21 protein-coding genes and 6 tRNA genes are annotated in these 23369 nt (G+C 32.5%); 12 read left to right on the forward strand and 15 right to left on the reverse strand.

The features are described from left to right. Nucleotides 1-959, forward strand: a 959-nt coding sequence (locus tag PHS07_03625) for a recombinase family protein (protein ID MDD4607388.1), incomplete at its 5' end; no start/stop codon positions are given. Here PHS07_03625 and PHS07_03630 read toward each other — a convergent pair. Both PHS07_03630 and PHS07_03635 read right to left on the reverse strand, forming a co-directional pair. Next, nucleotides 921-1010, reverse strand: a tRNA-Ser gene (locus tag PHS07_03630). The genes PHS07_03625 and PHS07_03630 overlap by 39 nt on opposite strands. A 35-nt stretch (nt 1011-1045) precedes the next feature. Continuing rightward, nucleotides 1046-1135 (reverse strand) — tRNA-Ser (locus tag PHS07_03635). Between the two features lie 98 nt (nt 1136-1233). Between PHS07_03635 and PHS07_03640 the strand changes: the two genes are divergently transcribed. The 4 genes from PHS07_03640 to PHS07_03655 all read left to right on the forward strand — a co-directional run bounded on the left by PHS07_03640 (nt 1234) and on the right by PHS07_03655 (nt 4840). Beyond that, nucleotides 1234-1899, forward strand: a complete 666-nt coding sequence (locus PHS07_03640; GenBank protein ID MDD4607389.1) for a hypothetical protein — start codon at nt 1234-1236, stop codon at nt 1897-1899. After that, a tRNA-Arg gene (locus tag PHS07_03645) sits at nt 1899-1973 on the forward strand. Before PHS07_03640 ends, PHS07_03645 begins: the two co-directional genes overlap by 1 nt. Before the next feature lie 73 nt (nt 1974-2046). Beyond that, entirely contained in the window at nt 2047-4137 is a 2091-nt protein-coding gene (gene recG, locus PHS07_03650; protein ID MDD4607390.1) for an ATP-dependent DNA helicase RecG, read from the forward strand. Nucleotides 4138-4516: 379 nt separating this feature from the next. Beyond that, nucleotides 4517-4840, forward strand: a complete 324-nt coding sequence (locus PHS07_03655) for a hypothetical protein (GenBank protein MDD4607391.1) — start codon at nt 4517-4519, stop codon at nt 4838-4840. Between the two features lie 142 nt (nt 4841-4982). Here PHS07_03655 and PHS07_03660 read toward each other — a convergent pair whose 3' ends face one another. From PHS07_03660 to PHS07_03690, 7 genes are all read right to left on the reverse strand, one after another. Then, entirely contained in the window at nt 4983-6536 is a 1554-nt protein-coding gene (locus PHS07_03660; GenBank protein ID MDD4607392.1) for an HD domain-containing protein, read from the reverse strand. Between the two features lie 65 nt (nt 6537-6601). Further along, nucleotides 6602-6675 (reverse strand) — tRNA-Ala (locus PHS07_03665). A 36-nt stretch (nt 6676-6711) separates the two neighbouring features. Then, on the reverse strand, nt 6712-6963 hold the full coding sequence (locus PHS07_03670; GenBank protein MDD4607393.1) for a GIY-YIG nuclease family protein: 252 nt from the start codon (nt 6961-6963) through the stop codon (nt 6712-6714). Nucleotides 6964-7019: 56 nt separating this feature from the next. Beyond that, nucleotides 7020-7094, reverse strand: a tRNA-Arg gene (locus PHS07_03675). Between the two features lie 45 nt (nt 7095-7139). Then, nucleotides 7140-7787, reverse strand: a complete 648-nt coding sequence (locus PHS07_03680; protein MDD4607394.1) for a uracil-DNA glycosylase family protein — start codon at nt 7785-7787, stop codon at nt 7140-7142. Between the two features lie 35 nt (nt 7788-7822). Further along, nucleotides 7823-8776: a tyrosine-type recombinase/integrase gene (locus PHS07_03685; GenBank protein MDD4607395.1), complete on the reverse strand. Its 954-nt coding sequence runs from the start codon at nt 8774-8776 to the stop codon at nt 7823-7825. 84 nt (nt 8777-8860) lie between these two features. Further along, nucleotides 8861-10153 (reverse strand): serine hydroxymethyltransferase, encoded by a 1293-nt coding sequence (locus PHS07_03690; GenBank protein MDD4607396.1) that lies wholly within the window; start codon nt 10151-10153, stop codon nt 8861-8863. 75 nt (nt 10154-10228) lie between these two features. Here PHS07_03690 and PHS07_03695 point away from each other — a divergent pair, with 75 nt between their 5' ends. Then, the gene (locus PHS07_03695; protein ID MDD4607397.1) at nt 10229-10483 is read left to right on the forward strand and encodes a hypothetical protein; all 255 of its coding nucleotides are present in this window, start codon (nt 10229-10231) and stop codon (nt 10481-10483) included. A 2-nt stretch (nt 10484-10485) separates the two neighbouring features. Then, the gene (locus PHS07_03700) at nt 10486-10746 is read left to right on the forward strand and encodes a hypothetical protein (GenBank protein ID MDD4607398.1); all 261 of its coding nucleotides are present in this window, start codon (nt 10486-10488) and stop codon (nt 10744-10746) included. Here PHS07_03700 and PHS07_03705 read toward each other — a convergent pair. Genes PHS07_03705 through tsaD form a run of 4 tightly spaced genes read right to left on the reverse strand, consistent with a single transcriptional unit; the run spans nt 10735 to nt 15554 of the window. Next, nucleotides 10735-11694, reverse strand: coding sequence for a hypothetical protein (locus tag PHS07_03705; protein ID MDD4607399.1), 960 nt, complete (start codon nt 11692-11694; stop codon nt 10735-10737). The two genes, PHS07_03700 and PHS07_03705, sit on opposite strands and share 12 nt — an antisense overlap. A gap of 14 nt (nt 11695-11708) precedes the next feature. Continuing rightward, complete coding sequence (locus PHS07_03710; GenBank protein ID MDD4607400.1) at nt 11709-14123, reverse strand: valine--tRNA ligase; 2415 nt, start codon at nt 14121-14123, stop codon at nt 11709-11711. A gap of 3 nt (nt 14124-14126) precedes the next feature. Beyond that, on the reverse strand, nt 14127-14558 hold the full coding sequence (gene tsaE, locus PHS07_03715; GenBank protein ID MDD4607401.1) for a tRNA (adenosine(37)-N6)-threonylcarbamoyltransferase complex ATPase subunit type 1 TsaE: 432 nt from the start codon (nt 14556-14558) through the stop codon (nt 14127-14129). A 3-nt stretch (nt 14559-14561) separates the two neighbouring features. After that, entirely contained in the window at nt 14562-15554 is a 993-nt protein-coding gene (tsaD, locus tag PHS07_03720) for a tRNA (adenosine(37)-N6)-threonylcarbamoyltransferase complex transferase subunit TsaD (protein ID MDD4607402.1), read from the reverse strand. A gap of 124 nt (nt 15555-15678) precedes the next feature. Between tsaD and PHS07_03725 the strand changes: the two genes are divergently transcribed. Continuing rightward, nucleotides 15679-17217, forward strand: coding sequence for a hypothetical protein (locus tag PHS07_03725; GenBank protein MDD4607403.1), 1539 nt, complete (start codon nt 15679-15681; stop codon nt 17215-17217). A 53-nt stretch (nt 17218-17270) separates the two neighbouring features. On the opposite strand, the gene PHS07_03730 is transcribed toward PHS07_03725, so the two are convergent. Then, nucleotides 17271-18662, reverse strand: a complete 1392-nt coding sequence (locus PHS07_03730; protein MDD4607404.1) for a T9SS type A sorting domain-containing protein — start codon at nt 18660-18662, stop codon at nt 17271-17273. A gap of 242 nt (nt 18663-18904) precedes the next feature. Here PHS07_03730 and PHS07_03735 point away from each other — a divergent pair, with 242 nt between their 5' ends. Continuing rightward, nucleotides 18905-19171 carry a GIY-YIG nuclease family protein gene (locus PHS07_03735; protein ID MDD4607405.1) on the forward strand — a complete coding sequence of 89 codons (267 nt, stop codon included), beginning with the start codon at nt 18905-18907 and terminating at the stop codon, nt 19169-19171. Continuing rightward, nucleotides 19150-19224: transfer RNA gene (locus tag PHS07_03740), tRNA-Glu, on the forward strand. The genes PHS07_03735 and PHS07_03740 overlap by 22 nt, the downstream gene beginning before the upstream one ends. 496 nt (nt 19225-19720) lie before the next feature. Here PHS07_03740 and PHS07_03745 read toward each other — a convergent pair. Further along, on the reverse strand, nt 19721-20662 hold the full coding sequence (locus PHS07_03745; GenBank protein ID MDD4607406.1) for a tRNA-dihydrouridine synthase: 942 nt from the start codon (nt 20660-20662) through the stop codon (nt 19721-19723). 77 nt (nt 20663-20739) lie between these two features. Between PHS07_03745 and PHS07_03750 the strand changes: the two genes are divergently transcribed. Both PHS07_03750 and PHS07_03755 read left to right on the forward strand, forming a co-directional pair. Next, on the forward strand, nt 20740-21219 hold the full coding sequence (locus PHS07_03750; protein ID MDD4607407.1) for an Hsp20/alpha crystallin family protein: 480 nt from the start codon (nt 20740-20742) through the stop codon (nt 21217-21219). A gap of 3 nt (nt 21220-21222) precedes the next feature. After that, complete coding sequence (locus PHS07_03755; GenBank protein ID MDD4607408.1) at nt 21223-23130, forward strand: VanW family protein; 1908 nt, start codon at nt 21223-21225, stop codon at nt 23128-23130. The last annotated feature ends 239 nt before the right edge of the window (nt 23131-23369 follow it).

Consider the following 23369-nt stretch of genomic DNA (forward strand, 5'->3'; position numbering starts at 1 on the left):
CAACTGGCGAATATCCCCTCGCTCAAATCCGAAAGATTATCAATTCCTTGGGCTTGGTTGGCAAGAAAGGCAAAATGCTTTCCGTCTCAAACTATCAGTATATGCTCAAAAATCCGATTTACTACGGCGTAATTGAATACAACGGCGAAATGTATGACGGAAAGCATGAACCGATTATCACAAAGAAACTTTTTGATTTATGCCAAGAAGTGATGGCGAATAAAAGCAAACCGAAAACGCCAAAATTGAAACCTTATGTGTATAGAGGATTTTTCCGTTGCGGTGAGTGCGGTTGTTTTATCACCACCGAAACGCAAAAAGGACACAACTACTTGCGATGCACTAAACGGAAAAATCCTTGTTTGCAAAAATATGTTCGTGAAGAAATTATCACTTCTCAAATAAAAGAAGAAATCAAAAAAGTTTCTTTGTCTTCCGCTTGGGCAAATGCTTCAATAAATTATTTTGAAAATGAAAAAATGGAAATTGCCCAAGCGGAAAGCTCTTTCGCCCAAAAAGCGAGAAATGAGCTTGTAGAGATAGAAACAAAACTTGATCGCTTGCTTGATTTACAACTGGACGGCAATTTATCGCCAACGGAATATACCGCCAAAAAGTACAAGCTCATTCTCGCTAAAAAGGATTTAGAAGAAAAAATATCCGCTTTTGGGCGAAAGAGCAATAATCGGTTCGAACTTGCCATTGCCTTTCTAAAAGACGCCAACCAAGCCGAAAAATACGCTCAACAAGAAAATCCCGAAAGGATTCGGGATTTTCTCAAAAAGATTGGTTCGAACTTCCGCATTGCCGACCGCACTTTGGTTTTGGATTTCAAAAATGCCTTCAAAATTGCGGAAAAATACCATGCCGAGGCGCTTTGCGCCGAGGCAATTTCTTACGATTTCACAAAAAGTGAAAATTGGCGGAGAGGCAGGGATTCGAACCCTGGGAACCCGTGAAGGCTCAACAGTTTTCAAGACTGTCCCTTTCAACCGCTCAGGCACCTCTCCGAAATAAATAATAATTTACAACAAATAATTTAAATTGGCGGAGAGGGAGGGATTCGAACCCTCGGTACGGTTTCCCGTACAACACCTTAGCAGGGTGCCCCTTTCAACCACTCAGGCACCTCTCCATTTTTTTATTTTTAAGTTTTTTAATTATATTATTTTGTTTGAGTCTTGTCAATTGTTTAAGTTTAGATTACAATAGATATATAAAGTTTTTAAAAAAATGGTAATTAAAAAAGAAAAATCTAATACACTTAAAATTAACAGGGTTTCGTCTGATAAAACTAAAAAACCTGTTATTAAAAAGATAGACAAACCAGCAGAAAAACAAAAAGATGAAATTATTGAGGCGATAGATTTAAAACCCCAAGAGGTGGTAAAGATTGAAACAACACAACCCGGTTTACCAGAGGGTGAACATGGTAAAATTTTTGCTAGTTGGCAGTTTTCGGAGTTTCCTCAATATCAAAGAGGTTTATTCTGGTATGGGGGCATGGGGATACTAACTTTGGGCTTGTTGATTTATTGTTTAATTGTCCAGAATTTTTTGTTGGCTTTAATTATCGTTTTAGTTCTATTCATTTTTTTTGTAGCTAGACGCAGAAATGATGGTGAAATAGATTTTCAAGTCACAGAGGATGGTTTACAAATTGGCGATGATTTTCATAATTGGCGCGAAATAGACAACTTTTATATTATTTACGAACCACCAGATATTAAAAGTTTATATATTAGTTTTAAAGCTTCTCTGCGTCAAGATTTAAAAATTCCTTTATTAGATAATAATCCGTTGATGGTTAGAAAGGTTTTATTAGAATATCTTCAAGAAGATTTAACCAAGGAAGAAGAGCCAGCAATTGATTTTTGGACTAGATTTTTTAAACTTTAGCCCTCGTAGTTCAATGGATAGAACGCGAGCTTGCGGAGCTTGTAATGTAGGTTCGATTCCTACCGGGGGTACCAAAATAACTTACAACGAATAACTTACAACTAATAATAGATAGTAATCGTGGTATCTTTATTAGGACAAAAGAGTATGGTGGGGTTAGAAACATTAATTAAAGATTTGCATCGGATTGGTAAAGTTACCACCAGCCGATTCAAAAAGTTGGGTGTGAATAAAGTTTCAGACCTTATTTTTTATTATCCATTTCGTTATGATGATTTTAGTCAGATAAAAAAAATTAATCAACTTCAAATTGGCGAGACGGCAACCATTAAGGGACAAATTGAATTAATCCATAACAAACGTAGCCCAGTTAAACACATGTATATTACTGAAGCGCTGATTAAAGATGAAACCGGTACATTGAAGGCGGTTTGGTTTAATCAACCCTTTTTAGCTAAAAATTTAAGTATCGGTTCCGAAGTTTATTTATCGGGGCGTTTAGATGAAGATTGGCAGGGCATTCAATTAATCAACCCATCCTATGAAAAAATTTATACTCAAAGTAAGCAAATTCACACTGCGGGGTTGGTGCCGATTTATCCAACTACTAGCAAATTAACTCAAAAACAAATTCGTTTTTTAATTAAGTTAACTTTTCCGCAAATAAAAAAAATTTCAGATTGGTTGCCAGAGTCGATTAAAAATCAGCATAATTTAATTGATTTAAATCTAGCTTTAGAACAAATTCATTTTCCGAGCGATAAAAGCAGTTTAATTAAAGCTCGTCAAAGATTAAAATTTAATGAATTATTTTTATTACAATTAGAAAATTTATTTAATAAGAAAAAATTACATTGCCAACCAGCTTATAAAATTAAATTTGATCAATCTGCTGTTCAAAAATTTGTTGCTCAGTTACCATTTAAATTAACTCCAGCACAAAAAAAATCTGCTTGGGAAATTATTCAAGATTTAGAAAAAAATTATCCCATGAATCGTTTATTGGAAGGTGATGTTGGTTCGGGTAAAACCGTGGTAGCTGTTATGGCAATTTTAAACGTAATTTTAAATCAACATCAAGTCGCGTTAATGGCACCAACTGAAATTTTAGCTCAGCAACATTTTAAAACTATTAGCCAGCTATTAAATTTATACAATTTTAAAATAGCTTTATTAACCCACACCCAGCATCAAGTTAATTTTAAATCAGAAATTACTCGTAATCAAATAATAAAAAAAATCAAAGCAGACCAGGTGGATTTAGTTATTGGGACACATACTTTAATTTCTAACACGCTTAAGTCTAAAATAGAGTTTGCTAAATTAGCTTTGGTAATTATAGATGAACAACATCGTTTTGGAGTAGAACAACGGGCTAAATTAATTCAGTCTGATTTAAAGCAAAAAGTTATGCCACATTTTTTAAGTATGACCGCTACGCCCATTCCCAGATCTTTGGCTTTAACTTTATATGATGACTTAGATTTATCAATTATTAATCAAATGCCGGCAGGTCGTAAAGAGGTTATTACGCGAATTGTTATGCCCAAAGATCGAATGAAGGCTTATCAATTTTTACGTAGTCAGATTGCCAATGGCCGACAAATTTTTGTAATTTGTCCATTGATTGACCCATCGGATAAACTAGGCGTTAAATCTGCTACCAGTGAATATCAAAAGTTAAATCAAGAAATTTTTCCTGATATTGCAGTCGGTTTACTTCATGGTAAATTAAAACCCGCTGACAAGGAAAGGGTTGTTCAACAATTTTTAGAAAATAAAATTAAAATTTTAGTTAGTACAACGGTGGTGGAGGTAGGAGTGGATATTCCCAACGCATCTTTAATGATGATTGAAGATGCTGAACGTTTTGGTTTGGCGCAATTATATCAATTGCGTGGCAGAGTTGGTCGAGCAGATTTTCAATCTTATTGTTTTATTTTTACTGAAAGTGATAATACTAAGGTTCGCCAGCGTTTAAAAGCTTTAGTTGAAGCTAAAAATGGTTTTGAATTGGCTGAAAAAGATTTGGAGTTTCGTGGTCCGGGTGAAATCTATGGCACTCAACAATCGGGGTATTTAAATTCTTTAAAAATTGCAAGATTAAGTGATGTGCAAATTATTCAACAGACTAAACAAGTCGCCCAAGATTTATTAAAAGATGATCCAAATTTAAATTACCATCCAGAGTTAAAAAGTAAAATAGAAAATTTAGAAAAAGTTATTCATTTAGAATAGCTCTTGACATGAATTTAAAAATACTTTATACTATAAATATAAAATTTTGAGTGTCCTGTGTTGAGTTCGTTACAAGTTTTCCGACCGGAATCACGCTATTTTCGTTAATATCCGTAGTCGGATGTTTTGTTTTGTAGCGTTGAGCCCTCACACAGGACCATTTTGTTTATTTTTTTAGTTTTAACCCCAGCAAAGATGAAAGGAGAGACTATGTGTTTAAAACTACCAATTAAATGTTCTTTGTAAACCAATAACATCAACCTTTAATCCCAGAAAGGCTCAATATGGGATTCGTAGAATTTATTTCTCCGTAGTAATTCTTGTTAATTACTCACAAAAACTACACGAGGGGTCGCGTAGGTGATAATAACAAGGAGGGTTGAATATTCAACCTCAGAACTATTGGAGGAAAAAGATGGCATATGATGTTGAGGCCATGGTTGAAGCGGCAGATCGCAATATAGAAAAGGTGTTCTATCCGGTTGTTCCTCCGCACAAGAAAACTGCGTTGGAAAAAGAGTTGAACCTGTTAGGAGAGTTTGGTATATATCCAACAGGTGAGGCTGATGGTATCTGTGTGATTTGTGGAAGACCGATTAGTGCAGAGAGAATAGCCTCTACGCAGATAGGAAAAGACGGTTACACGCCTTATCTTTGTGTGGAGTGCCAAACCTTACTAGAATCAGGCGAAAGGCCAAACTAGGACAAAGGGGTGGGATTTTATCCCCCCCCTATTTTTTTTGAAATACATTGATTTTTATTAAAATAAAAATTAAATTTTTAACAATATATTGTTTAAAATTAAGAGTCAATGCTGTGGTTTAGCATATTTAAAATAAATTAAATTATTTAGATGATTTAATTTTCAAATATAAATCTTGTAAAAATTTTTGAGCTTGTTGTTCGTTTTTAACTTTTTTATTTTGTTGGGCTTGGCACAGCATTGAATTTAAGTAACCGATCTTAGGTCCATCTTTTTGAGTATCTAAATTAAATAATTTTTTGATTTGATGGCCATTTAAAATTGGTTTTAAAGCTAAGTGTTTATTTTTATCTTGCCAATTTTTATATTCTTCAACGCGAGCTTTTAATTGATAATAATTAGTTAAATCAACTTTTTTATTTTGAGGTAAAGATGCCAAAGCATCAACGAACATCAATTTTAATAAATCTTGCCCATTATATCTAGAATTAAAAAAATATTTAGCAATTGTCGAATTACGTATTTTTTCAAGATCAGAAGTTAAAGCTAAAAGATGGTGTTTTATCAACCAAGCTAAACGATCATAATTAATTTCAAAATTAGGTGTACTATTTAAGCGTAAATGTTGGGCAATTTTTTTAGCTAGATCGGCTCCTTGTTCGGCGTGTTGATCAAAACGAATTCGATTTACACCATCCTTGTCGGGAGTTTTTTGGGTTTGGGGCTTAGCAATATCGTGTAATAAAACGGCCATGACTAATTCAGCTGAGGGTGGTTGGTTGTTAAATTCTTTTTTGAACTCTGGAGAATTTAATTTTTTTAAAGCTAAAAAGGTGTGTTGCCAAACATCACCTTCGGAATGGAATTCGGCTGGTTGCTGACAATTTTTAAGCTCCAACAATTCAGGTAGCACTTCTTTTAAAGCGCCACTTTGGTCCCAAAGTTTTAGAGCTTTAGTCGGATGAGCTACGAATGATTTAATTAATTCCTGACTAATAACTTCATTGGGTACGACTTGTTCTTTTTTGTTTTTAATAACTCGTTGATCACTTAAATGCGATATTAAATTTTTAATTGCCTGCCAGGTTTTATCTTCAATTTCGAAATTTAATTGACAACTAAAACGCAAAGCTCGTAACATACGCGAATAGTCTTCTTGAAATCTTTTGGTTGGTTGACCAACCGCGCGTAGAAGTTTATTTTTAATATCTTTTAAGCCGTTGAAAGGATCAACTAGTTTATGTTGAATTAAATCCCAAGCCATAGCATTAATAGTAAAATCACGTCGCGATAAATCTTTTTCAATGGGTAAGTTGGGATCTGTCTGAATATTAAAATCTTTGCGTCCGCCCATAGAGTTAAGATTAACATAATCGGTGCGTGGCAGAGCAATATCAATGGTGTGATTTATTTTAGAGTTTTGAGGTTTAAATTTAATTACACCAAAACGACTACCAACTAAATTAGTTTTACCTTGGGTCGCCAAATATTGAATTAAATTTTTAATTTTAATTTGTCGAACGATTAGATCATAATCTTTAGATGAGCGATTTAAAAGTTGATCACGCACAATACCACCAACTAAAAAAATCTCGCTTTTAGGAAATTCTTTTTTTAAACTTGATACAAATTTTAGCTCTTCAGCTTTTTCTAGCTGAATTAATTTTTGTTCAATTTTTTTTTGAGTTAATTCCATTTTAGATTAATTTTGGTGGACCTAGGCAGAATCGAACTGCCGTTTCCACAATGTCCCGATAGCTCTGGTGGACCTAGGCAGAATCGAACTGCCGCTTCCACAATGCGAATGTGGTGTCATACCACTAGACTATAGGCCCAGGCCCACCAGAGCTATCGAGGATCCTCGATTTATATTAAATTTTAAAATGTTTTATCAATTTTTCAATAGCACTTCTTTTTTTCCAGGATTTTATTTGTTTTTCCCTTTTTCGAGCGTCTTTAAGATCGTCAAAATTTTCATAATAGAGAATGATCCATGGTTTATAGCGTTTTGTTGATTTAACCAAACCCTTGTTATGTTGTTTTAATCTTATCGCAGTATTTTTACAACAGCCAATATAATAAGAATTATTTTTTTGAGATTTTAAAATATAAGTAGAAAACATTTTAAAATTTAATAAATCGGGACGAATGTGGCGTCGTACCACTAGACCATAGGCCCTGGTACCCTTGGCAGGAATTGAACCTGCATTTAATCCTTAGGAGGGATTCGTTCTATCCGTTGAACTACAAGGGCTTAAATATTTTTTAAATAGTAGCTTTAATTTTTTAAAAATATAAATTATATTTTCTTTATTATCCAATCAATATCTTCTTTGGCTTTTTTAATATTTCTCATTCCTTGACCAACTGGATAATATACTGGGAACACTTTTATTTTAATTCCATTTACATCAATTAATTCGTATTTCTTTCTATATTCAGAAACTTTGATATTTTTATCCAACAAAATCGAACTTACTTGATTACCGAAAGTTATTATAACTTTTGGATTTACACAACTAATTTCATTATTAAAAAAAGCCAAATATTTTTTAAAAACATCATTTTTGAGAGGCCTCGCATCAATCTGAGTAGCTTTTGATAAATTTGTTATATATATTGAGTTCTCTTTTACTTTTTTGTAAACTTTTTCTGAAAATTGATAATCCCAATCGTTCGGTTTTTTTGAATTAATCTCATCAAAGAAATCCTCATCAAATAAACCAAGTTGATAAAATATTTTCCAAACATTTTTAGTACCTATCCATGGAGCTTTTAATCCTTTCCAATTCTTATTTGATGAGACATTTCTTCCCGTGGGATTCATAAAGACTAGACATAATTTAGGATTATCAATTTCCCCCGCACCATAAACTGCATCTAAATTTTTATCTCCGTATATGCTTTGTAATTTATCAAAAGCTTTTATTAGATTAGTAACCTGCATAATATAATAGATAAAAAATTAAGTAATAATAATTTTTATTTAATTTTTTTTTGTTTATTATGAAAAGCCTTATAAACCTCACGTAATTGTTGATCAGTAATATGCGTATAAATTTGAGTCGTGGTAATACTGGCGTGACCAAGTAGGGATTGAACTGAGCGAATATCAGCACCATTAATTAACAAATCAGTAGCAAAAGAATGGCGTAAAGTGTGAGTAGTAATTTTTTTAGTTAAACCCGCAATTTTGGCATATTTTTTAACTAAACGTTGGATTGAACGTGGAGTTAGATTTTTAGATTCATTTTTACCAGCTTTGTCATGTCGAATAAATAACCATGGTTCAACGTCGCCCCTTTTTTCTAAATATAATTTTAAATAATATTTAGCTTGGTTAGACAAAAAGACTACCCGGAGTTTATTGCCCTTGCCGACAACTGTAAATTCTTCTTTTTTCAAATTAATATCTTCTTTTTTTAAATAACTTAATTCGGAAACACGTAAGCCAGTTGAAAATAAAAGTTCTAGAATAGCTTTATCGCGAAGTTGAATAAGTTGATCATTTTGAATTGTTTTGTCGTTTTCAGAGATTTTTATTTTTAAGGGGGCGCTAAGTAAATTTTCCAAATCAGACCCTTCTAAAAACTCCACTTTACGTTGTGGGGTTTTAGCTAATTCAATTTGATCAGGATTTAAACATTCAACATTATTTTTAGCTAAATATTTTAAAAAAGAACGTAAGGCAATTAAATGATAATTTTGAGTATTTTTTTTTAAATTTTCTCCTCGTTGATTATTTTGTCTGTTCAGCCATAGGCGATATTGTTTAACTAAATTGGCAGTAATTTCTTGCGGTTGATTTACTTTAGCCCATTTCAAAAATCTGCGCAAATAAGCTTTATAATTACGTACGGTTTTTAAACTGTTACCTTTTTCAATTTCTTGGTATTCAAGAAATTCTTGCAATAAATTTTTGAGTTGAGTGGACATATTTATATTTTACGACACTTTGAAAAAAAAGGCAATCAAAAAAGCTCCAGAACGTGGAGCTTTTAAAATTTATTTTTAATATATTTACATTTTTATATCCTCGTACAATGGAAATCGTTGGACCAATTCTTGAACTTGTTTTTTGACTTCGTCTTTAATAGTTTGATTGTCTATATTTTTAACAACTTTTAAAATCAATTCACCAACTTGTTGGATGTCATTTTCCTTAAATCCACGGGTGGTTAAAGCTGGTGTCCCAATACGAATACCCGAAGGGTTGGTTGGTGGGTTTTGATCAAAAGGAATCATGTTTTTATTTATATAAATCCCAACTTTTTCCAATTCTTCTTCAACTTGTTGACCGCCTAATTTAACGGGTGTTAAATCCACCAACATTAAATGATTGTCAGTGCCACCAGAAACGATGCGCAGGCCACCGGCTTGTAAAGTTTCAGCTAAAATCTTGGCATTAGTCACTACTTGTTTTTGATATTTTTTAAACTCAGGTTTTAATGCTTCGCCAAAAGCCACTGCTTTCGCAGCAATGATGTGTTCTAATGGACCGCCTTGTGATCCTGGAAAAACTCCCGAATCAACACGTTGGGCTAAATTACGTTTAGAATCAGTATAATAAATATCTTTTAAACGATCATTGTTTTTAGATAAAATTAAGGCTCCACGAGGACCGCGTAAAGTTTTATGAGTAGTAGTTGTTACTATATCAGCATAAGGAATTGGGTCTGGATGAAGACCGGTTGCTACCAGTCCAGCAATATGAGCCATATCAACCATAAAATAAGCATTAATTTTTTGAGCAATTTTAGAGAAAGTTTTAAAATCAATTATGCGTGGATAAGCTGAAGCGCCAGCAATAATTAAACGCGGTTTTTCTTTTAAAGCTATTTTTTCAACTTGATTCATATCGATCATTTCAGTTTGAGGGTCAACGCCATAAAAAATCGTTTGGTAAAATTTACCTGAAAAATTAAACTTAGCGCCATGAGTTAAGTGACCACCAGCTGACAAGTCCATAGCTAAAATTTTATCACCTGGATTTAGTAAAGCTAAATAAGCGGCCATATTGGCTTGAGAACCGGAATGCGGTTGGACGTTGGCATGTTCAGCTTTAAATAATTCTTTAGCACGATCGATAGCTAATTGTTCGGCTTGGTCAATAAATTCATTGCCGCCATAATAACGTTTTCCCGGATAACCCTCAGCGTATTTATTAGTTAAAACCGAACTCATGGTTTGCATGACAGCTAAGGAAGTAAAATTTTCTGAAGCAATCATTTCCAAACCAGAACGTTGACGTTCAAGTTCATGCTGGATGATTTGATAAATTTTAGGGTCTTGTTTTTGAAGAAAATTATACATAGGATTGACAAAAAATATTAGATATGATTAGATATAAATGCTCTTTGAAATAAAAACGAAAATTAGGAGGCAAAAATGCCAGATTATGATATTTGTTTAGAGGACAAACAAACTTATACAAGATATTATTTAATTATTTATCGAGCGGTTAATCGTGAAACAGCGATTTCAATAGCTAAATGTAGAATAGTTAAAGAAATTGCTGGTTGCGATAATCAAAGATTAATCGTTAAAAGTTGTAAATGTTTGCGTGGTCCAAAATCACCATCAAAGAAAATTTCTAAAAAAAACAGAAAACAAAGATATTTTTTCTTTTATAGAAAGGAATAATAATGAAAAAATATATAGCTTCTTATAAAGGGATTGTTAACGGAGAAGAGATGACTGTGGAAATATCTATTGACGCTCCAAATATAAGACAAGCATGTATAGAAGCTGAAGAAAATTTAGCTACTATCAATGGGTTGATGTCACCAAAAAACGGACCATCATCATCGTTTACTCTTGTAAATGTTTGGGAAGAAAATCAATCAGAAAGAATATTTATTCAATCCTTAGACGATGCCTTAAACAATATTTTATCAGGCGGTTAGCCGTGCTAATTTTCGATCTAAATGTTCTATTTGTAGATCGGATAGGATAGAAAGGGAAGGTTCATTTTTTTTGAATTCTTTCCTTTTTTTATTTTTAATAGCTGAAATTATTGTGAGAGGAGTAAGATATAATGATATTAAATCTTTAAGTTGAGCATCTTGATCAATTTCTTCTTGATGAACTTTAATAGCATTTTTTATAGATTCTAAATTATAATATTTAATTAAAAGATCATTTTCTTTATCAGTAATATCTAAAAATTTGCTTATAATAAATTTTAAATAAACTAAAAGTTGATTTTCTATTTCTTGAATAAATTCATATTGGACAATATCATTTTTTATTTCTTCTGTTTTTTTATCACCTATAATTTCAATTAAATGATCTATTTTTTCGGGAGATATGGCAATAATAACTCGAGGTAATGTTATTTCACCTTTTGTATTTGTTTTTGGCGATTTATAATATTTAATTTTATTAGTTTTTTTGTTTTTTAAATTGTCAGCAATATATCTAATTTTATTATCAATTTCATTAATACGTTGAGAAATAGTTACATCAATTCCCAAAAAAGTTTCTTCGTTGGTCTCTGGATTTAAAAAATTTATTACACAATCAGTATGATTAATTGCATCATCATATCGTGACGAAGGAATAACATCAGTTTTGTATTCGTCATCGTTAAGCCAACCATATTTAATTCCTGCCATAACAATATATTCAAGAGCTTTAGCTTTTTTTCCTAAAAAATCTTCATTAAATGATTGTTCGGCATGAAAAAGATCGTCCATATCTTTTTTAATTTCTTCATCCGAAAAAATATCATTAAATTCATATGGCTTTGGACGTTGTTGGCGAAAATATTTAATCATTTTGTCAAAACCCTCATTACCAACATAATCTTCTTGTATATCTATTCTTTTATCTAATGTTTCTGAAAAAGACATAAATTTATATTTAATTATTTAATATTAATTGTTATTTTGTTAATTATTATTTTAACACCCTCTTTTAATTTTTTATCTACAAATTTTATTTTTACACGGCTTAAACACTCAATAATCTTTTTTTGTTTTTTTATTAAATCAAAATAATTTGATTCGGTTTTTAAAACATAAGCAGTGATTATTTCTCCAGTATTCATCTTATTTTCTTTTTTAATATTACGTATTTTAATGATTAAATTTTTAATAAATTCAAAATTTTGTTCATTTTTTTTATCAATTAGTTTTTTATTAAAATTAGGCCAATCGCTAATCATTAAAAGTTGATTTTTTTGTTTATTAAATTGGCTATAAATTTCTTCAGTCGCAAAGGGAATAAAAGGGTGTAATAATTTTAATAAAGTTAAATAAATATTTTCAAGTAAAGAAAGATTTTTTTCGGTTTTGGCAATTTCAATATACCAATCGGCTAATTGATACCAACTAAAATCATAAAGAATATGCGTAGCTTTGCCAAATTCATATTCATTAATTAATTTATCAACTTGTTGAATAGTTTTATTTAATTGGTTTACTATCCATTTGTCGGCTAAACTTTTTATTTTTATTGATTTATCAATTTGTTTCTTTTCGGCTTGGAGCATTTTTATAAAACGTCCCATATTCCAAAGTTTATTGATAAAACGTTGACCAGCTAAAAGGTCGTCTTTAGAAAAACGAATAGCTTGTAAATCGCGAGTAGTTTGATAAACAATACCAAAGCGCGTAGCGTCGGCGCCATAAGTTTCAATCATTTCTAGAGGATCAACAATAGTTTCGGGTTTGGATTTGCTCATGCGTTGGCCATCTTTAGTTAAAATGGTGCTGTGTAAATAAATTTCAGAAAAGGGAATTTGATTCGTAAATTCCAAACTAGAAAAAATCATCCGTGCCACCCAAAGGTAAAGAATTTCCGGTGCGGTACATAAAAAATTAGTTGGATAAAAATATTTCAAATCTTCAGTTTGTTCTGGCCAACCCAAGGTTGCGAAAGGCCATAAAGCCGAAGAAAACCAAGTATCTAAAACGTCTGGATCTTGAACAATATTTTTAGCATGACATTCGGGACATTCAGTTGGCGATTCATCAGCTATAATTGGGTGTAAATGTTGAGCATCACAATTTTGACAATAATAAACTGGCAGTTGGTGGCCCCACCATAATTGGCGCGAGATACACCAGTCTCTTAAATTTTCCATCCAATCTAAATAAATTTTTTTATAACGTTTGGGATAAAATTTAATTTTGTCTTCTTTAACAACTTTAATAGCTGGTTGAGCAAGTTGGTCCATCTTCACAAACCATTGGTTGGAAATTAAAGGTTCAATGGGCGTATTACAACGATCGCACAAAGATAAAGAGTGCTCATAATTTTCTGTTTTTTCTAATAAATTTTGTTTTTCCAATTCGGCTACAATTTGTTGGCGAGCCTCTTCAACTTTCAAGCCGGCATAAACACCAGCGTTATTATTCATTCGGCCATTTTCATCGATAACATTCTTAATATCTAAATCGTTTTTTTGCGCCATTTCAAAATCGATTAAACTATGGGCAGGTGTTACGCCTAGTGCACCAGTGCCAAATTCGGGATCAACCTTTCTGTCGGCAATAACTTTAATTTTTAAACTTAATCCTAAAAAATTAACTGGAAATTCTTGACCAATATATTTTTTATAACGTATATCTTGAGGGTTGACCGCAATGGCTGTATCACCTAATTTAGTTTCTGGTCGAGTAGTGGCAATAGTAATTGGGAATTTTTTTTCATATTTAAAAGTATAGAGTTTAGTGGTTTGTGGTTGATACTTAATTTCAATATCAGAGATAGCTGTATTACAGCGTGGACACCAATTAACCACGCGAGGACCTTTATAAATATAGCCTTTATTATAATAATTAACAAAAGCTTTTTTAACTGCTTTAGAATATTGTTCATCTAAGGTAAAACGAGTCCGCGACCAATCGCAAGAAGCACCCAATTTGCGGAGTTGTTTTAAAATTAAGTCGCCATATTCCTTTTTCCATTGCCAGACTTGTTCGATAAAATTTTCTCGACCCAGATCATGACGAGTTTTGCCTTCTTTTCTTAATTTTTTTTCCACCACATTTTGAGTAGCAATACCAGCGTGGTCAGTTCCTGGTAGCCAAAGTGTAGATTGACCTTGCATGCGGTAATAACGAATAATAATATCCTGAATGGTGTTATTTAAGGCATGGCCCATGTGTAACGATCCGGTAATATTAGGTGGTGGAATCACAATGGTAAAGGGTTTTATTTTGGGATCAATTTTAGGTGTAAAGGCTTTAGATTTTTCCCAAAGTTGATAAATTTTTTCTTCCACTTCTCGAGGCTGATAGGCCTTTTCCATGTTTATTTCTGTTCCTTGAACCATAAATTATATTTTATTAAAAGTTATAATACGAGTTTTTTCGTTTAAACCTAGTTTTAATTTAACATTTATTGTATTTTTTGGCAAAAACTTTTTTATTTTTTCTGGCCATTCAATAACACATAAACAAGTGGGGTCATTTAAATAATCTAATAAACCAATATCAATTAATTCCTGAGCACTATTTAAACGATAAGTATCAACGTGAATTAATTTTTTTATAAAAGGATGTTTTTTGACTGAATAAATATTCATTAAAACAAAAGTGGGACTGGTGACTGGTTGACGAACCCCCAAAGTTTTAGCTATAAATTGAGTAAAAGTTGTTTTGCCCGAGCCTAAATCACCAGACAGAGCTATGACATTTTGATTTTTTAGCTGGTTAATTAATTTATTAACTAGAGCTTGCGTTTCTTTTAAATTATAACTGATAAACATAGATTATTTATTTTTCAAAAATTTAAAATATCCGGCGACCGCGACCATTGCCGCATTATCAGTGCAAAGTTGAATATCAGGAGCTAAAAATTTAACTTGAGGTAAAATATTTTCAATTTTTTTTCCAAGCTGTTGGCGAAGGTATTTATTAGCGGCGACTCCGCCGGCTAACATCATGGTTTTAATTTGATACTCTTGGGCAGCTTTAATTGTTTTATAGGTTAAAACATCAACGATGGCTTGTTGGGCGCTAGCTGCTAAATCCGGTGTAATTTTTTTAAGATTATATTTTTGTTGCTTTAAATCTTTAATTTTATATAAAACAGACGTTTTTAGTCCTGAAAAGCTGAAATCAAAATTTTTAGTTGTCATTAAAGCCCGTGGAAAATTAAATTTATTTGGGTTGCCCTTTTGACTTATTTTTTGAATAACTGGTCCGCCAGGATAGCCAAGATTTAGCATTTTAGCAATTTTGTCAAAAGCTTCGCCAGCCGCATCATCTAAGGTTTGACCAATAATTTTAAAATTAAAGTTATTGGTTATTAAAATTAATTGAGTGTGACCACCCGATACAATTAAACCCAAGGCTGGAAAGTTTATTTTTTGACTTGACAGCCAATTGGCATAAAGATGAGCTTGAACATGATCAACTTTAATTAAAGGTTTTTGCCAAACATAAGCTAGAGTTTGAGCAGTTTGGAGTCCAATCAGTAGGGATGAAATTAAACCTGGCCGATCAACCACACTTATAAAATCAATTTGAGATGGTTTAACTTTAGCTTGAGCCAAACTTTGATCAATAATTGGTAAAATGTTTTTTAAATGTTGGCGGGCAGCTAATTCAGGTACTACTCCACCATAGGGTTGGTGAATTTTAATTTGGGATGAAACAATATTAGATAAAATAAAAAAAATAGGCTGTTTTTTATTTTTTTTTATTTCAACAACAGATGCCGATGTTTCATCACAAGATGTCTCAATAGCTAGAATTTTCATAAATCTATTATAGCTTAAAAATTGGCTTAAATCAAGATAAAATGTTTTCATTTGACTGTGTATAAGGTGAGTGATAAAATATATATAGATATTATAAATAATTAAAAAATTAATTTTCAAAATTATGTTTGAAAAAAATGGACACGACAAACCCAAGGAGCAATTTACTACAACAAAGACTAAAACCAGTTTTTTGGTTAAAGTTAGTGTAGGGTTAATTGTTCTAACGCTATTATTTTCTGGATCGATGTTTTTGTTAGCTGGTAGTATTAGTATGAGTAAATATATTAATACTTCTCGCACTAGACCAAGTTCTAGTTCAGGAAGTGTTGTTTCTGGTGATTCGATTTATAAACCACCATCTTTAGAATGCGGAACTATCAGAAAAATTGTTAAAGTTCCTTCTAGCACCACACCGACCATTGAATCAGCTATTGCTACTTATGGTGCCCCTTTGGATATTAGAGTTGTGTCTAGTATTTTGACTCGAGTTAATATTAGCGATTGGAATGCGCCAGATTATTGTCCCAATATTATTGAAAAAGATCCGGCAATTACTAAAGAAATTAAAATTAAAGGATTGAAGGTTGAAGATTCCTCAAATTTGATTGTACGTAATTTAACTTTTGAGGATAATGTGAGTGATTTAAGTGCCGGTCTTGTGGCTGGAGGGAGTAGTGATGGTACGGCCATAGTTTATCTCAAAAGTTATGAGTTGTCTGTTGCTGGAAATACTAAATTAAAAAACATAGAATTTAGTAATAATATTGTAAGGTCAGACGATTATGGAAAGGTTTGCTCTTTAAAGGATTCTTTTCTAAGTTCGGATGGCAATGTAAACGGGTTGATAGTCAGTAATGGTAAAAATATTAAAATTAATAATAATGATTTTCAAAGTTGTTTTAAAAAAGCTATTTGGGCTAGAGGAACTAGGGATTCGGAAATTAGCCATAATCACATTGGGGGAATATTTTATCAAGGTATCTGGGTGAGTAATAATGTTTGGCAGAGAATTTATCAAGACGTTGATCATTATAGTAATATAAACACTCATAACAACAGAATAGAATCTAGAATCAACGTACAATACCCAATAAATTATACCTGTCAATATGCTGGCATGGGAATGGATGGTAGTCATGAATCAGCTGGAGTTGCTTTTATTAATAAATTTAATAACAATGATGTTGCTATGAATGATGAGTATTTAGCTTCAAGTTTAACTAAGTGTAGTTTACTTGGAGTTAATGGACCAAATAGTTTTGTACTAGTAGATACACTTAAAAGTTTATTAGAGATTAAAAATAATAATTTTTTTAATAGTAAACAAGCCTTGAATTCTAATGGCTCAGTTTCTACCTTAACGGGCGTTATTAATAATAGCTATAATACTTTATATAATTGTAGTGGAGTTAGTTGTTATGCTGGTGCCTTTGTTGCCGGACTTGGAGACCTTCTAAATAATCCTAATTATCGATTATTGGGGACCGGAACGGCACCATTCGATTTTCATTTATTATCAACCTCACCATCAATTGATTCGGGAAATTCGTTAGATGAGTATAAAAATGAACCCAATCCTAATGGTTGTAAAATAAATCGTGGTTCTTATGGAAATACGGCCGAAGCCACTTCCTTATCAACAGCTATTCATTGTCCATAATTAAAACCTTAACAAAATATAAAAAAGACTTCGCCCTTTGGAGGCGAAGTTTTTTATCTGACAATTGTCAGTTTTTTAATAAACTTTTGGTTGTCAGTAATTATTTCTACCAAGTAAATGCCAGAGTTAAGATCTGAAACATTGATTTGATAGTTTGGGGTTGGGCTTGTAAAAATTTTTACCAGTTTTCCCGAAAGATCAAAGATTCTAACCAATCTATTCGATGGACAGATTAGTGTAAAAAATTGGTCTGTTGGGTTGGGAAAAATTTGGATTTTGTCCTGAGGAGGTTTTTCTTGCTGGTCGGAAATAGCCGTGGTGTCTGGATTAGATGAAATAAACATTATCAATCCGCCACCCTTACCAGCTGAGACGAAAAAGATAGAATCTGTTTCGTTGTGCTTTTGGACGTTAAATAGTCCAAAGTTAATTTCTAGTGGAATAACTTCTCGAGGATTGTAGTCATCAAGCAGATAGTGCCAGGCATAATCGTAATATTCCGCACTATCACGCGGAATAAATAATCCGCCGATATTACCAGTGGTGCCATCAAGAATAACTAGTATGCTATCGTGGTAGTGTGTAGCGGCTTGTCCAGAAAAGAAAGAAGCATATTCCCAATACAGGAAGAAACTGTCCTCTGTAGCCAATTCTATTATTCCCAGTCCAGAACTGAAATTGACGACAAATTTAGTACTATTGAGACGGTGAATACTAGAACTAAATCCTGTGTATCCCATATTGCTGAAGCCTTTGCACATAGTAATTTCTGGAGACATAACATCGCTAATGTCTACCAGATAAGCATACATACAGCTTGTAACCAGAAGTTTCTGGTCAGCAATTTTTTCTATGCCCGTAGTATAATCATATACATACGGTTTTAATGGTTCCGGAGCTCTACCAAACGGCGTTAGATGGCTTATCAATCGGGGAGAAGTTGGGATGGACACGTCTATAATGTCCAATCCGTGCGGAGTGCCTGCATAAATGTAAGGATAGTCGAGAGTAACGCGATTAATAATTGATCCGACTAATTTACCCACCACATAAGGACTGGTTGGAATAGAAAGATCAATAATAATTAATCCACTATCAGATGCACCAACGTAAGCATAATTTGCTTGCATTTTTACATCCCACTTTCGAATTCCTTCTTCGTAAGTATTGACAATCAAAGAATCACTAAGTGGGCAGAATGCCAAAACATTAGGTTCATTGAAGTTAGAAATACCCACGATTTTTAATCCGCCAGTGTTTCTGCCATACGGAAATTGTGCCATCAAGAGAATAGTATCTTCTTGGGTCATACTCATTGTTGACAGATTAGTGTCTGCATAACCAGGTATATAGCCCAAACAACCGATTCTAACTATTTGAGCTTGAGCCGAAATAGCTAGCGCAAAGAGAGGGACTATAATGGCGAGAATAGTCTTTATTTTCATTTTAAACCTCCAATTTTAATTTGATTTTTAAAGGAACTTTTTTATTTATAAGACACAATGTGTCTATATATATCTTATCATAAATTTATTTTTATGTCAAGAGGTAACTTTTTAGTCTTGACTTTTTCTTTTTTTTACAATACAATAAATAAATATCATGCCGCCTTCGTCTAGTGGTTAGGACTCCAGGTTTTTCAACCAAAGGTTGACCAGCCTCTGGCTGGCATCCTAGCGTAAAGCTTATGCATTATACATACTTAGTTTCAAGTCAAAAAGATAATACAATTTATATTGGTTTTACTAGTGATTTGAAAGAAAGAATTAAAGAACACAATCGGGGCAAGACTAGATCATTAAAAAATAAATTGCCAGTTAAGCTTATCTATTATGAAGCTTATTTGGATAAAGTTTTAGCTCGTAAAAGAGAAATAGAGTTAAAAAAGAACAGTTTCAAAAAGAAGGAACTGTTTATAAGATTAAATATCATGCCGCCTTCGTCTAGTGGTTAGGACTCCAGGTTTTCATCCTGGCAGCAGGGGTTCGATTCCCCTAGGCGGTACCATTTTAATAAGTTAAATTTTTCTAGGTTTTTCAGTTGTGGGTTTATAGCAGTGGGGTTCTCAACCATAGGTTGACCAGCCTCTGGCTGGGATTCCCCTAGGCGGTACCATTTTAATAAGTTAAATTTTTTCATGTTTTTCAGTTATAAGTTTGTAGCAGAGGGTTCTCAACCATAGGTTGACCAGCCTCTGGCTGGGATTCCCCTAGGCGGTACCATTTTAATAAGTTAAATTTTTTCATGTTTTTCAGTTATAAGTTTGTAGCAGAGGGTTCTCAACCATAGGTTGACCAGCCTCTGGCTGGGATTCCCCTAGGCGGTACCATTTTAATAAGTTAAATTTTTTCATGTTTTTCAGTTATAAGTTTGTAGCAGGGGGTTCTCAACCATAGGTTGACCAGCCTCTGGCTGGGATTCCCCTAGTTGGTACCAAAATAGCTTATAACTGACAACTCACAACAATTAACGTTTTATAAATAAAAGCGCCGAAAGGCATTTTTTATTTTTTATTTAAAATTTCTTCAAGTTGTTTTAAAGTTTCAACTTCGATTAATTTTTGGCGCAGTTGTTTGGCGTGAGGTTGATTTTTAATATAATATAATAAATGTTGGCGCAGGGGAATTAGGTTAGAATTAGTTTTTAAAAATAATTGAGCGTGGATTAAAATTATTTTTTTAATTTCTGACCAGTTTGGTTGATTATAATTATTGGTGTCGAGATAATCTTTGATTTGTTTAAAAAGCCAAGGTCGTCCCCAAGTGCCTCGTGCCAAACCCAAGCCATCGGCTTGAGTGGTGATTAAGATTTTTTTAGCGATTTCTGGTGTTTCGATTCCACCATTGGCAATTAAAATTCCATTATAAATTGAACGAATTTTTTTAAAATATGACCAATCGGGTGGGCCAGCAAAGCCTTGTTTGAAACTGCGGGCATGAAGCATAATGGCCTGAACCGGCAAATTTTTAATTTTTTGAATTAAATCTAGAGCAGTGGTGTCATTTTTCTGGTTACGGATTTTAATTGAAACAGGTAAGCGAGTAGCTTGGCAGGTTATTTTAATAATTTCATAAGCTAAATCTAAATTATCCATCAAAGCTACGCCAGAATAATTATTAACTATTTTTTTAGCCGGGCAACCTAAATTAATATCAACGCCATCGAATCCGGCTTTTTCAATCAATTGGGCGGCTTTTTCAAAGTGTTGGGGGTTAGAACCAAAAAGTTGTAAAACAACAGGTTTTTCTTTTTTGTTAAATTTTAAAAAATCAAGAGTTTTTTGGTTTTGATAAAATAAACCTGTCACTGAGACCATTTCAGTATATACCACATCAGCCTCCATTTTTTTACACAGCAAACGAAAAGGCGAATCACTTAAACCAGCCATGGGCGCCAGACAGAAAAAGGGTTTTTTTAATTTTAACCAAAAATTTAATTGGGGCATAAAATTGTTATTTAACTAAGTTTATGGTATCATAAAATAATAATTTGTAAATTTAATTTAAAATAAAAATAAAATATATGACTAAAAAAGACCACATTAATGACATCGACGAGCTAGAAGCTGAAATTAGTCGTTTGCAAATTAAGGCTCAAGGTAAAAATTTAAAATTACCAACTGAAACGGAAACTTATAATTTTTTATCAACCAATCAAAGCCAAGGAGTTGAAGAAGGCGAATTGGCAGTGGATGTTTATCAGGATAAAAATAATCTAATCGTTCAATCGGTCATTGGCGGTGTGAAGGCGGAAGATTTGGATATTGGAGTAGAAAATGGAGTTTTGACCGTTCGTGGCGAAAGAAAGCGTCAAGATAAAATTAAATCTCAAGATTATTTTTATGAAGAATGTTATTGGGGTAAATTTTCACGTTCCGTTATGTTGCCTCAAGAAGTTAAGATTGATAAAATTAAAGCCAATTTAGAAAACGGTTTACTGACAATTATTTTACCCAAAATTGATAGTCAAAAATCAACTCAAATTAATATAGTTGAAAAATAGTTTATGGCTAAAGAAAAACAATTAGAGCATAAAAAAAATAAACTAAACTTAAAATTAAACAAAAAAATAGTTATTAAACTTTTACCTTTTTTGTTATTAGTGCTAATTCTTGTCGCAGTTACTATTTATAATTTAAGTTTTGAAAATAAAATTGTGCCTGGTGTTAAATTTGGTTCAAGTAAGGTAGACAATGCGACTTTAACAGAAATTGAAGATATGTTGATCAAATTTAATCAAGATTTACGACAAACAGGTATAGTTTTTTCTGCTCAAGATGTAGTTGGCCAAGATAAAATTTTAAACTTAAGATCAGAATTAGTTTCCTTAGACGATCCCGATTTAACTCGAACCATTATTCAAATTGATATACCTCAAACTTTAGATGATTTGTATGATTTAGGACATGAAGATAATTTTTTTCAACGCTTAAAAACACGCTTATCTTTATTATTTCATCCGCGCCGAGTGGATTTAGTCTATCAAATTAATTCAACTGATATCGAACAAATTTTAGAAGCCAACTTTAATAATTTAGTTAGCCCAGCTCAAGATGCACAATTGATAATTGATTCGCGGGGTAATTTTCAAATTCAAACAGAGCAGATTGGTTATAATTTTGACCATGAAAAAGCCCAGCAACAAATGATAAATAATTTAAATCTTTTGAAAAGCGATACTATTTATTTAACCACTAAAATTGAGTATCCGCGTGTTAAAAAAAATGAGGCAATTAAATTATTACCAACAGCGCTTAAAATAGTTGAACAGGCTCCACTAATTTTAACTTATCAAAATTTAAATTGGAAAATCACAGATGTTGAAATTAAAGATTGGCTAAAATTTGATTTAGATAATTATCAAAAAACAATTTTAACTTTAGATAAAAATAAGGTTGAAGAATTTTTAAAAACAATTGCAGTTGAAATTGATATTCAACCGCATGACGCTAAATTTGTAATGGAAAATGAACGTGTGTTAGAATTTCAGGCTAGTCTAGCTGGTCGAGGGTTAGATGTCTCGGCTAGTTATGCTAAAATTTTAGAACAATTTTTATATCAAAATAAAAATTCAATTGAATTAATTGTAGTTGAAACGCAACCGAAAATTGCGGTAAGTGATGTTAATAATGTCGGCATTCAAGAATTAATCGGTCGGGGAGAATCTGATTTTAGTGGCAGTCCACAAAATAGAATTCATAATATTCAAACCGGCGCTCAAAGTTTAAATGGTTTATTAATTAAACCTGATGAAGAATTTTCTTTGATTCAAGCTTTGGGTGAAATTAATGCGGAAAGTGGTTATCTACCGGAATTAGTTATTCGCGGTGATCGGACAATTCCAGAATATGGCGGTGGTTTATGTCAAATTGGTACAACTGCCTTTCGAGTAGCTTTGAATACTGGTTTGCCAGTCACAGAACGTCAACCGCATTCTTATCGCGTGAGCTATTATGAACCGGCTGGCACGGATGCAACAATTTATAACCCTAGCCCAGATTTAAAATTTATCAATGATACTGGTAATAATATTTTATGGTTAACGCGGGTCGAAGGCACTAAATTAACTTTTGAATTTTGGGGGACTAATGATGGCCGAAAAGTTGAAGTCGGTGAGCCTCGAATTTTTAATATTACTTCACCCGGACCAACTAAAATTATTGAAACAGAAGATTTACCGCCAGATGAACAAAGATGTATAGAACGAGCGCATAATGGCGCCGATGCCGAATTTAAACGAGTAATTATTTATTTTAATGGCGAAGTTAAAGAAGAAACCTGGTCGAGTCATTATAAGGCTTGGCCAGAAGTATGTTTGGTTGGTAAACAGCTTGAAGAGGAAATAACGGAGGGCGACGGGGGCGAGGGTAATTTAGAAAATAATGAATTAATAGCTGATGAAATCGTAGAATAAAATTAAATTAATTTAAAAAAGAAATTTTGTAATTTCTTTTTTTATTTAAGATTTATCTTAATATAAATCTAATTTTAAATTAGGTTTTATAAAAGTTTAAAGTTATCAACAGTCCTGAATTCTATTCCAAAGTGAAACATTTTTAATTTCACTTTTGATTTCACTTCTTTTGATAAAATATTTCATAAGGTGTTTTAAAATTTAATCTTTTACGTGGTCGATGATTTAACAACCTAATC

Source organism: Patescibacteria group bacterium, from assembly GCA_028707495.1.
GTDB lineage: Bacteria > Patescibacteriota > Patescibacteriia > UBA2591 > JAQWAS01 > JAQWAS01.